The organism is Bacteroidota bacterium, assembly GCA_016713765.1.
Taxonomy (GTDB): domain Bacteria; phylum Bacteroidota; class Bacteroidia; order AKYH767-A; family 2013-40CM-41-45; genus Pollutiaquabacter; species Pollutiaquabacter aromativorans.
In genome coordinates, this window is the sequence record JADJON010000001.1 from 2554799 (window position 1) to 2565533 (window position 10735).

The 10735-nt window shown below is 50.9% G+C and carries 10 protein-coding genes; 7 read left to right on the plus strand and 3 right to left on the minus strand.

The features are described from left to right. Nucleotides 1–24: 24 nt before the first annotated feature. Nucleotides 25–648, minus strand: a complete 624-nt coding sequence (locus tag IPJ96_09975; protein ID MBK7910677.1) for a DUF2807 domain-containing protein — start codon at nt 646–648, stop codon at nt 25–27. A gap of 360 nt (nt 649–1008) precedes the next feature. Further along, nucleotides 1009–1701 (minus strand): FKBP-type peptidyl-prolyl cis-trans isomerase, encoded by a 693-nt coding sequence (locus tag IPJ96_09980; GenBank protein MBK7910678.1) that lies wholly within the window; start codon nt 1699–1701, stop codon nt 1009–1011. 104 nt (nt 1702–1805) lie between these two features. Between IPJ96_09980 and IPJ96_09985 the strand changes: the two genes are divergently transcribed. From IPJ96_09985 to IPJ96_10005, 5 genes are all read left to right on the plus strand, one after another. Further along, a complete protein-coding gene (locus IPJ96_09985; GenBank protein ID MBK7910679.1) occupies nt 1806–2987 on the plus strand; it encodes a glycosyltransferase in 1182 nt (393 codons plus the stop codon). A 62-nt stretch (nt 2988–3049) separates the two neighbouring features. Then, the gene (locus IPJ96_09990) at nt 3050–3802 is read left to right on the plus strand and encodes a polysaccharide biosynthesis/export family protein (protein ID MBK7910680.1); all 753 of its coding nucleotides are present in this window, start codon (nt 3050–3052) and stop codon (nt 3800–3802) included. 2 nt (nt 3803–3804) lie between these two features. Then, a complete protein-coding gene (locus tag IPJ96_09995; GenBank protein MBK7910681.1) occupies nt 3805–6225 on the plus strand; it encodes a polysaccharide biosynthesis tyrosine autokinase in 2421 nt (806 codons plus the stop codon). Between the two features lie 9 nt (nt 6226–6234). Beyond that, nucleotides 6235–6795, plus strand: a complete 561-nt coding sequence (rfbC, locus tag IPJ96_10000; protein ID MBK7910682.1) for a dTDP-4-dehydrorhamnose 3,5-epimerase — start codon at nt 6235–6237, stop codon at nt 6793–6795. A 130-nt stretch (nt 6796–6925) separates the two neighbouring features. Further along, nucleotides 6926–8008, plus strand: coding sequence for an undecaprenyl/decaprenyl-phosphate alpha-N-acetylglucosaminyl 1-phosphate transferase (locus tag IPJ96_10005; GenBank protein MBK7910683.1), 1083 nt, complete (start codon nt 6926–6928; stop codon nt 8006–8008). On the opposite strand, the gene rdgB is transcribed toward IPJ96_10005, so the two are convergent. Next, nucleotides 8005–8598 carry an RdgB/HAM1 family non-canonical purine NTP pyrophosphatase gene (gene rdgB, locus IPJ96_10010; GenBank protein ID MBK7910684.1) on the minus strand — a complete coding sequence of 198 codons (594 nt, stop codon included), beginning with the start codon at nt 8596–8598 and terminating at the stop codon, nt 8005–8007. The two genes, IPJ96_10005 and rdgB, sit on opposite strands and share 4 nt — an antisense overlap. Before the next feature lie 96 nt (nt 8599–8694). On the opposite strand from rdgB, the gene gmd reads away from it, so the two are divergent. Together gmd and IPJ96_10020 are read left to right on the plus strand one after the other, a co-directional pair. After that, nucleotides 8695–9807, plus strand: coding sequence for a GDP-mannose 4,6-dehydratase (gene gmd / locus IPJ96_10015; GenBank protein MBK7910685.1), 1113 nt, complete (start codon nt 8695–8697; stop codon nt 9805–9807). Next, complete coding sequence (locus tag IPJ96_10020; protein ID MBK7910686.1) at nt 9800–10735, plus strand: GDP-L-fucose synthase; 936 nt, start codon at nt 9800–9802, stop codon at nt 10733–10735. The genes gmd and IPJ96_10020 overlap by 8 nt, the downstream gene beginning before the upstream one ends.

The following is a 10735-nucleotide window of genomic DNA, read 5'->3' on the forward strand; positions in this document are numbered from 1 at the left end:
CGAAGATTTTGGAAGAAGCCGGGATTAGTCGTGCAGGGAAAGCGTGAGGCGCTTGCTGCCGTTGCCGGATTCCCGCTTGTAGTTAAGGTTGGCGTTGTATACCTCCTCGGTCTGACGGTAAGCGTCCAGGTTGCGGGCTGAAACGGATCCGTTCCCGTAAACGCGGACGAAGCTGTCACCGGTGCTACCCGAGGCCACGATGCGTCCGTTGCCTTTGACGATCATGCCGAGTGAAAGCGAACGGACTTCCATCTTGATACTGCCGTTGCCGTTCACTTTCAGGAGCAGGAGATCCGAGTTGATGACCTGGTTGGCGTAGACTTTGGCGTTGCCGTTCACTTCGACCAGGTTAAGGTCGTTGACCGTTACATAGACGTTGACCGGACGACTGTTGTCGCCGTTAATGATCAAAGCGCCGTTCTCTACCTCCGTACTTACTTCGGAAACCGTTCTGCGGTCCCCCTCTACTTTCACTGAGCATGCTTCGCCCTGGGAAAGGATGACGTTGGCATTGGCGTTTACGACCAGACCGTAGAAGTCGGTGGCCTTGCGCTCATTGGATACGAGTTCGGCGGATTCGCCAAACACTGAATTGCAAGCGCTCATCAGGATGAGAGCGGCGGAAAGAAGAAGGCGATTCGTTTTCATGACAGGGAGCGTTGAGGAGTGATTTATAGTTCTTGTTATAGGAGGGTTCTGTGTATTACCGTGTGTATTGTTACGCAAATATATATGCACAGGATACTACTATGCAACACATAGTACTAATTTATTTTTCATATCACTGATTTTCAGGCTATTAATTTTATATACCGTCATTAAACATGGGACGGGGCGGCAGGCAGATTGTTACAGCCGTTTGGGAAAAAGGGTCAAAGCGTTGAAATTTTTATAAAAAACGGCTTCGAACAAAAAAAGCCGTCCGCTAACAGCGGACGGCTCCCTTGAAGATTCGGTAAAAGGGTACTTAGGTCCCCTTCTCTACTCTATAGTAATGGCGTAATGTGCTTACTTGCCTTTGATACCCAGGAGTTCAAGATCGAAGATCAGTGTGGAGTTCGGACCAATGACCGGACCCTTTTGACGATCACCGTAGGCCAATTCAGCCGGGATGAACAGTTTATACTTGGCACCCACTTTCATCAACTGCGCAGCTTCCACCCATCCCTGGATCACCATGGTCAGCGGAATTTCTGACGGCTGGCCGCGATCTACCGAACTGTCGAATACTGTACCGTCGATCAGGGTACCATGATAATGTACGGTAACCGTATCGGTAGCTGAGGGCTTAGGACCGTCGCCTTCCTTGATCACCTGATATTGCAAACCGCTTGCAGTCGTGACGACGCCGGGCTTCTTACCATTCTCTTCCAGGAATTTCTTTCCTGCCGCGAGGTTCTCGTCGCCTTTGCGCTTCTGTTTCTCACCGAGGTAAGACTGAATGACCGTCTGTGCCGTGTTCATGTCAAACGGAAGGCTGTCGCCCTTCATCACATCGGCCATGCCTTTTTTCATGATGTCGAGGTTCAACTCGTTCAAGCCATCCTTCTTGAGGTTGGTACCGATGGAGAGTCCAATGGCGTAGGAGGTAGAATCTGCAGCATTCGACAGTTTGACATCGTTCTTGCCCTTTTGACCATTGCAGGACATCAGCGTGGTCGCGGTGATCACGACCGCCAGAGAAATTGATTTAATGTTCATGAGGTGTTTTTGAATTGGCCGGCAAAGATACAAGAATTGACCTGACCGGGATACTTTTACCCAAGCCTGTCAGGATTCCGCGATATTTCGAACTTGCAGCGCCAATGCCACGCGTACTCCGCATCATCAACCGTCTCAACCTGGGTGGGCCCACCTACAACGCGGCCTTGTTGACCCGGTACATGGCGCCCGAATTCGAAACCCTGCTGGTTGCGGGTGTTAAGCAAGACACGGAAGAGAGTTCGGAGTACATCGTGCAGGATCTTGGCCTCAGCTTTATCCAACTTCCGGAGATGCAACGGGAATTGTCGTGGTCCAACGACCGCGCGGCCTACAAGCGTCTTCGCTCCATCATCCGGGAATACCGTCCCGACATCGTGCATACCCACGCCGCCAAAGCGGGAGCCGTAGGAAGACTGGCGGCCTTCCACGAAAAGGTTCCGGTGGTCGTACATACCTTTCACGGGCACGTTTTTCACTCCTACTTTAACCCGATCAAAACGCGGATCTTCTTAGGCATCGAACGTTACCTGGCTGCGAGGAGTTCCGCCATCATCGCGATCAGCGACCGACAGCGGGATGAGCTGAGTCACCACTACAAAGTATGTTCGCAGGAACGACTCCACGTCATTCCACTGGGCTTCGACCTCAGTCGTTTCAGGGATGACCAGGTAGCCAAGCGCAGTGAATTCCGGAAACGTTATCAATTGGATGATACCACGCTGGCAGTCGGCATCATCGGGCGGCTTGCCCCGGTCAAGAACCATCCGCTCTTTCTGCGGGCGGTCGCACGGCTTCAGGGACAACACCTGCCTCCCACCCGGTTCTTCCTGATCGGTGACGGCGAAACCCGCGAAGCTTTGTTCGCGCTCTGTGATGAGTTGGAGCTCTCGTATTCGTACCAAGGCAGCCGTCCCGACGCCCTTGTACACTTCACCGGCTGGGACCGGGAAGTGGATCGTTCGATGGCCGGGCTGGACATCATCTGTCTGACCTCTTTTAACGAAGGGACACCCGTCAGTCTGATCGAAGCGCAGGCAGCCGGAAAGCCGATCGTCAGCACGGCGGTAGGGGGAATCGAGAATGTGGTCCAACCAGGTAAAACCGCACTCCTGGTCCCATCGGATGACCTCACTGCCTTCACCAGTGCTTTGCAGCAGCTAATTGCTGAGCCAGACTTACGAATCTCGATGGCCCGCGATGGATGGAATTATGTGCGCGACCGCTTTCACTATACACGGCTCGTTCGTGAAATGGGAGAATTGTACCGAAATCTGTTGAAATAAGCAGTTTACAACTTGGTCGCTATGGGCATAATGTCCTATTTTTGTCCTACTTCAAATCCCCTATGCGATCAACCCGCCCGGTCCTTTTCTTTCTGCTTCCCATCCTATTGCTTTTTTCCTGTAGAAACCTGGCTCCTAACCGGATGTTCGAAACACCGGATGATTATCAGTTTGCCCAGGATACCAGTGCTATCGGCAACAGCTTTGTGATCGCTCCCAACGATCGTTTTGAGATGAGCATTTACTCAAACGATGGTTTCCGATTGGTTGACATTACAGGAACCTCTTCGAATTTGAGCGACCAGAGTCGAGCCAATTATCTGGTGGAAGCCGACAGCCTGGCCCGTCTTCCGATCGTTGGAAAAGTAAAGCTGGGAGGCCTTAGCATTGAAGAAGCTGAAAAAAAACTCGAGGAGATTTTCTCCCGCTACTACAACAACCCTTTCATTCAGTTGAAACTCATCAATCGGTTCGCCATCGTATTTCAGGGAGATGGCGGGCAAGGGAAAGCCGTCAACCTTCAAAATGACAACGCCAACCTTTTTGAAGTGCTGGCGGAAGGTGGCGGTATACCTGATTTCGGAAAAGCCTATCGCATTAAGGTGCTTCGTGGGTCGCTCCACAACCCACAGGTATTTCTGGCCGACCTTTCCACCGTGGAAGGATTAAAGAACTCACCGCTGCGGATTCAGTCAAACGATATTATCTATGTAGAAGCTGTTCCCAATTACCGGGTTCGTTTCATCAACCAGATCACGCCTATTCTCGGCGTCGTTTCGGCAGTCGTATTGATCATCAGTCTTTCTCAGCGATAAGGATGCCGAAGAAAAAAATCACCAATCTGAATGAAGAGTTTGATCTCAAACTCTTCACGATCATCCTGAAGCGAAACTTCTATTGGTTAATCGTTTTACTGACCATAGGTCTCGCCGGGGCCTACCTTTATCTCCGCTACACTCACCCGATCTTTCAAGCACAGGCTGGACTGAAGGTTGGCATTGTCAATAACGCGAATGCCGTCCTGAACCAACCGGGCACACAAATGCTGGACCTGATATCCGGGTCTAATAACGCTTTTGCCGGTGATGTGGAATTGTTGCGATCGAAAGTGATGCTTGCACGCGTCATCGAAAGGATGCCCCTGGAGGTGACCTATTTCGCGCGTGGAAATGTACTCGACAATGAGCTGTATGAGAAATCGCCCTTTACGGTTGAGTACGAGATCAGGGATTCCGCTTATTTCGGGGTTCCGATCAACATCACGTTCAACTCGGAGAAGGAATATGAACTGAATTGGGATTACGAAGGCCTTGTTGGAAGCGGAACCTATGCAACCGGTGTCTGGATCGAAACGGCCTTTGCAAAGCTGCGGATCAGTATCGTCGATATTACCTCCATCCGGAAGCAGGAATCCAAGATCAAGAAGTCGCCTTTTTACTTCATCCTGAATACCACCAGCGATCTGGTCAGCGCCTATGCCGACGATTATCAGGTACAGGTGGTCAACCCAATCGCCCAGACCCTACGGGTGATCTTCAAAGATAAGAACGCGGTTAAGACTGCTGAATTCGTCAATACGGTTCTGGATGAATTCAACATTTACGATCAGGAACGAAAGTCGGAAGGATCCAATCGGTCCCTGGATTTTATCAATCATACCATCACCGACATCGACAGCGAATTGAAGATTTCGGAGATCTCGCTTGAGATGTTCAAGCGCAGTAACAAGATCATCGACCCGACCGAAAACGCGAAAGATGTCCTCAGTCACATCAAGGAACTGATCGACACACGGGTCAATTGCCAGTTGACCCTGGCCGTCCTCAACCGGATGGAACGCGATATCCAGCAAAGCAAGCCGATCGACAACCTGCTTCCCTTGATGGCCGGACAATTTGACGATGATGTCATCATGCGCCTGGTGGAACGACTTCAGGAGTTGCAGGACAAAAAAGCCAACCTTCGGTTCGTCGCGACCGAAGAAAATACGGCCATCCGGAGCATTGATGCTGAGATTCAATTGCAGAAGCAGAACCTTACTTCGTCCATCCGGAGCGCGATCAACTCTCAGAAAGAACGGATCCTCAGCATCGATGAACAGATCGGAAATTTCGAATCGAACTTCATGATGCTCCCCAGCAAGGAAGCCGAGTTGTCGCGCTTGAAGCGTTTCTATGAGGTCAATCAGAAATTCTTCCAACTATTATTGGAGAAAAAGGTCGAATTCTCGATAACCAAAGCCGGAATCGTATCCAACAACATCATCCTCGATCGGGCGACCGAACCCATTTCTCCCCTCACCCCAAACAGACGACTCATCCTTGCCGGCAGCATCCTGCTCGGCTTCATCATCGGATTCCTGATCATTTTCCTCAAGTATCTGTTCTATAATGAGATCACCTCACTGGAAGAGATCAACCTTTATACGGACGCATCCTTACTAGGCATTATTCCAAAATACAAAAGCGAAATTCCGGTATCCCAGTTGCTGGTTGACAAGAACCCCAAATCGGCGATCTCGGAATCCTTCCGATCGGTTCGGACTAACTTACAATTCATTCAGAATGATCCGGGCGCCAAGGTGGTAGCGATCACCTCCACGATCTCCGGCGAAGGAAAAACATTTGTGGCCATTAACCTTGCCGGTGTGATCGCTTTCTCGGATAAGAAGGTGGTGATCCTTGACCTGGACATGCGGAAGCCCAAGATCCACCTGGGCTTCAATGTGGAGAACGTACGGGGCATGAGTACCATTCTGATTGGGAAAGACCAGCCGGAAAACTGCATCAATCACAGCAACCTTCCCAATCTTGACTTCATTACAGCCGGACCGATACCGCCGAACCCGTCGGAGTTGATCCTGAGCAAGCGGATGACGGACCTGATCGCTTTCCTGAAAACGAAGTACGATATCGTCATCATCGATACACCGCCGGTGGGTATCGTAACGGACGGTGTACAGGTGATCCGGAACGCAGACTACCCGATCTACATCATTCGTGCACAGTATTCCAAGCGCATGTTCATCCAGAACCTCAACAAATTGTTGGATGAAAACAAGATCCAGCACTTGTCGGTAGTCCTGAACGGTGTTGAGATGTCACGCTTCCGATATGGCTATGGTTACGGTTACGGCTATGGTTATGGCTATGGCTATGGCTACGGCTACTACGACGATGAGATGAAGAAGAACCTGAGCCGTTGGGAGCGTTTTAAGATGCAATTCAAAAAAGACTGATTGTCGGGAATGGAATTCAAAACCACGCCCATTGCGGACGTAGTCATGCTCGAACCGCGGGTATTCAAGGACGAGCGGGGGCATTTTATGGAATCCTTTAATGCCTCCCTCTTTTCTGCGCACAAGATTACCGGACCATTCGTGCAGGACAATGAATCCGTCAGTTCGAAAGGCGTGATTCGCGGGTTACACTTGCAACGCGTACCGCATGCTCAAGGCAAACTGGTCCGGGTGGTGCGAGGAGCCGCGTTGGATGTGGCTGTTGACCTGCGGCCGGGATCACCTACTTTCGGACGCCATGTTGCCGTGGAGTTATCCGCTCAGAACAGTCGAATGCTGTGGATCCCGGCAGGATTTGCGCATGGCTTCGAGGCACTGGAAGACGATACCGTTTTTCTGTATAAGGTAACCGACTACTACCAGCCTTCGGCCGAAGCGGGGATCCGTTTCGACGACCCCGAACTTGGCATTCCATGGAGAACACCTGCGCCGATCGTTTCATCCAAAGACCGGATACTCCCCTCTTTCCGGGAATTCATGGCCCAGCATCCCGATGCATTCGGGACCTGACCCATAACACTGCCAGCTTCACCCACAAACGGCGCTCGTTTACATTCACTTATTCTACTTTGACAAAAAGGTCGAACCTCATTATACCAAGCCCGCTACCTTCAGCATCGATTTAACCGACCGGCATTCCATGGCATCCGAGCACCAATATCTCATCACCGTCTACGGTACCTATTTCATCGCCTCCATACTCTTTTCATTCCTGATCAACCGGTTGTTTCTCAAATTTGTCCGAACACTGGGCATACGGAATCAGGATGACACGGTCATCCGGTGGGGTTCCCAAAGCAAACCGGCAGTCGGCGGCTTCTCCTTCTACATCCTATTTCTCCTCTCCATCATCACGTATTCCATCTTCTTCGACTCGAACCAGGTCTTCCTCAACAAAGAATTCATAGGCCTATTGCTGGCCTCCATGCTGGGATTCCTACTTGGACTGGCTGATGACGCGTACAACACCAAGCCATTTCTCAAGTTCCTCACACAGGTCACCTGCGCGGTGATCCTCATGGTGACGGGTACGGAAATATCCCTTTCTTACGTGGAACCGGTCAACTATGTCATCACCATCGTGTGGGTTGTCGGGATCATGAATTCCCTGAACATGCTGGATAATATGGACGCCATCACATCGACTGTGTCCATCTCGATCATATTATCCGCCATGGTGGTGATGATCTTCCACCAGGAAGTCGGAAGCGTGTATTTCATGGTGCTGACCGGGGTGATGGCCGCACTCATCGGCTTCCTGTATTTCAATTGGAACCCGTCAAAGATGTACATGGGAGATACCGGAAGTCAGTTTCTCGGCGTTTTCCTTGCCGCCACCGGCATCAAATACCTTTGGAATGCCGAACCGCCATCCGGCGACCTCATTTCCGCACGTAATCTGTTGCTGCCACTCATCGTATTCATTATGCCGATCATTGATACGACCACAGTCGTGATCAACCGACTTGGAAGGGGGAAATCTCCATTTATCGGCGGCAAGGATCATACGACGCATGCGCTTGCTTACCTGGGTTTAACCGATCGTCAGGTAGCGTTGGTATTTTGGGGAATGACGCTTGTTTCCCTCTTATTGGTGGTGATCATCGAACGGTTCCTGGTTTCCTGGACGCATCTCTACACCACGCTTTTCTCCGTCTACCTGATTGTCATGTTCGGCGTATTTTTTTACGCAACGCGTACGGTGGAGCGAAACCTCCGTTAACGCCAACGTTCCTTCACAATCGTTGTCAAGCCGCTGATGAAGGCCTGAATGGCCATGCCGCGGTGTGAAATGCGGTTCTTCTCTTCAAGCGACATTTCCGCGAACGTTCTGCTTTCCTGATCAGGAATAAAGACGGGATCATAGCCGAATCCGCCGGTGCCGGATGGCTCAAGTGAAATCCGACCATTCACAATCCCTTCGTAGAGATATACCTCTCCATCCACGATCAAGGCGATCACAGTCCGGAAGCGAGCTGCCCGGTTGGTAACATCTTTCAACTCGGTCAGCACTTTCCGTATGTTGTCCTCCGTACGACAAGCCGGACCAGCATAACGAGCCGACCATACACCGGGTCTGCCTCCAAGGGCTTCCACTTCCAACCCGGTATCATCGGCAAAACAATTCAAGCCGAATTTGTCATAGATGTAACGGGCTTTTTGTGACGCATTGGCTTCGAGCGTTCGCCCGGTTTCCGGGAGTTCTTCGCCTGTTTCGAGATCGCGCAGCGAAATCAGTTGAATGCTCGATGGCAGGAGCGATCGCACCTCCTTGATTTTATTGGAATTCTGAGTGGCAAAGACCAGTTTCATACGCACGTAGGCATCCGGATAAAAGTCGAAATTCGCAATAATTCCGTATCTTTGAAACTATCGGCCCCTTACGGGCGACTTGTCTCAACTCCTTCCATGAAAGTTGCGCTTATTACCGGTATTACTGGGCAAGACGGAGCCTACCTTGCTGAACTTTTGTTGCAAAAGGGCTATATGGTACACGGCATCAAGCGCCGTAGTTCCCTCTTTAATACCGACCGGATCGATCACCTTTACGCGGATCCTCACGAACAGAACGTGAGGTTCAAACTTCATTACGGAGACCTTACCGATAGCACGAACCTGATTCGGATCATCCAGGAAGTGCAACCGGACGAGATCTACAACCTTGGAGCCATGTCTCACGTGATGGTGAGCTTTGAAACTCCTGAATACACCGCGAACGCAGACGGGGTCGGAACGCTTCGGATTTTAGAAGCCATTCGATTACTCGGTTTGACCAGGAAAACGAAGGTCTACCAGGCTTCCACTTCCGAATTGTACGGCCTGGTTCAGGAGATTCCGCAATCGGAGCGTACGCCTTTCTACCCGCGCTCACCCTATGCTGTCGCTAAATTGTATGCCTATTGGATTACGGTCAATTATCGTGAAGCCTATGGCATGTATGCTGTCAACGGAATTCTGTTCAATCATGAATCACCGCTTCGCGGCGAAACCTTCGTCTCGCGAAAGATCACTCGCGGCGTTGCCCGGATCGCACTCGGATTACAACAGCAATTATTTCTCGGGAATCTTGACGCGAAGCGGGATTGGGGACATGCAAAGGACTACGTTGAAGCCATGTGGCTGATGTTGCAACAGGAGCATCCCGAAGATTACGTCATTGCAACAGGTACTACGACACCTGTGCGGGAGTTCTTGAAGCTGGCCTTCGAAGAAGTGGGGATATCGGTTGAATTCACCGGCAGCGGAAGTGAAGAACGCGCCTACGTCACACGCTGCGATCACCCGGAATATCAATTAAAAAAAGGTCAGTTGGTCATGTCGGTCGATCCGCGTTACTTTCGTCCGACCGAGGTTGAATTGCTATTGGGAGATGCGACAAAAGCCCGAAAAAATCTCGGTTGGGTTCCGAAATACGACCTGCGCGGACTCGTGAAAGAAATGATGGCGGCCGATGTTGAGTTATTCAGAAAGGACAAGTACCTGAAAGAAGGCGGGCATAAGGTTTTCAATTATCATGAATAAGCACGACAGGATTTATATCGCCGGTCATAACGGTATGGTCGGCTCCGCCATTGTCCGTGCCTTAGAGGCTTCCGGGTACCGCAACCTCTTGTATCGTAGCTCATCGGAACTTGATTTGCGAGATCAGGCTGCAACGAAAACGTTTTTTGAACAGGAGCGGCCAGACTATGTTTTTCTCGCAGCGGCCAAGGTGGGTGGGATCCACGCCAACAACATCTATCGGGCCGAATTCCTCTACGATAATCTGATGATCGAGGCCAATGTGATCGATGCCGCCTGGAAATTCGGCGTCAAGAAGTTGTTGTTCCTCGGTTCTTCCTGCATCTATCCCAAGAACTCCCCACAACCTCTCAAAGAGGAATACCTGCTTTCGGGCTATCTGGAGCAAACGAACGAACCCTATGCGATCGCCAAGATTGCCGGCATCAAGCTTTGCGAAAGTTATCGTAAACAATATGGCGCGAATTTCATTGCAGCAATGCCGACCAACCTTTACGGCCCCAACGACAACTACGATTTGCAGCAATCCCACGTATTACCCGCGCTGATTCGGAAATTCCACGAAGCGAAAATGCAGCAGGCCGCATCCGTAGAAATCTGGGGTACCGGCACTCCCTTGCGTGAGTTTCTTCACGTCGACGACCTTGCCGCTGCCTGTCTCCAACTGATGGACCATTACGACGAAGCGGGATTTTTAAATGTCGGAAGTGGCGAAGAGGTGAGCATCCGGGACCTGGCGGAACTGATCAGGGACATTACGGGATTTACAGGTGAATTGCGTTTCGACCCATCCCGGCCCGACGGAACTGCAAGAAAACTGATGGATTCGTCCAAGATCCGCTCCTTGGGATGGTCACCCAAAATTTCTTTAAAGAACGGAATTTCAGCCGTTTACAAAGACTATCAAGCCGCATTTACCCCGGCCTGA

What these genes read in the sequence shown, in the direction of transcription:
- IPJ96_09975 (MBK7910677.1), bottom strand. Translation starts at nt 648, where the DNA reads ATGAAAACGAATCGCCTTCTTCTTTCCGCCGCTCTCATCCTGATGAGC.
- IPJ96_09980 (MBK7910678.1), bottom strand. Translation starts at nt 1,701, where the DNA reads ATGAACATTAAATCAATTTCTCTGGCGGTCGTGATCACCGCGACCACG.
- IPJ96_09985 (MBK7910679.1), top strand. Translation starts at nt 1,806, where the DNA reads ATGCCACGCGTACTCCGCATCATCAACCGTCTCAACCTGGGTGGGCCC.
- IPJ96_09990 (MBK7910680.1), top strand. Translation starts at nt 3,050, where the DNA reads ATGCGATCAACCCGCCCGGTCCTTTTCTTTCTGCTTCCCATCCTATTG.
- IPJ96_09995 (MBK7910681.1), top strand. Translation starts at nt 3,805, where the DNA reads ATGCCGAAGAAAAAAATCACCAATCTGAATGAAGAGTTTGATCTCAAA.
- rfbC (MBK7910682.1), top strand. Translation starts at nt 6,235, where the DNA reads ATGGAATTCAAAACCACGCCCATTGCGGACGTAGTCATGCTCGAACCG.
- IPJ96_10005 (MBK7910683.1), top strand. Translation starts at nt 6,926, where the DNA reads ATGGCATCCGAGCACCAATATCTCATCACCGTCTACGGTACCTATTTC.
- rdgB (MBK7910684.1), bottom strand. Translation starts at nt 8,598, where the DNA reads ATGAAACTGGTCTTTGCCACTCAGAATTCCAATAAAATCAAGGAGGTG.
- gmd (MBK7910685.1), top strand. Translation starts at nt 8,695, where the DNA reads ATGAAAGTTGCGCTTATTACCGGTATTACTGGGCAAGACGGAGCCTAC.
- IPJ96_10020 (MBK7910686.1), top strand. Translation starts at nt 9,800, where the DNA reads ATGAATAAGCACGACAGGATTTATATCGCCGGTCATAACGGTATGGTC.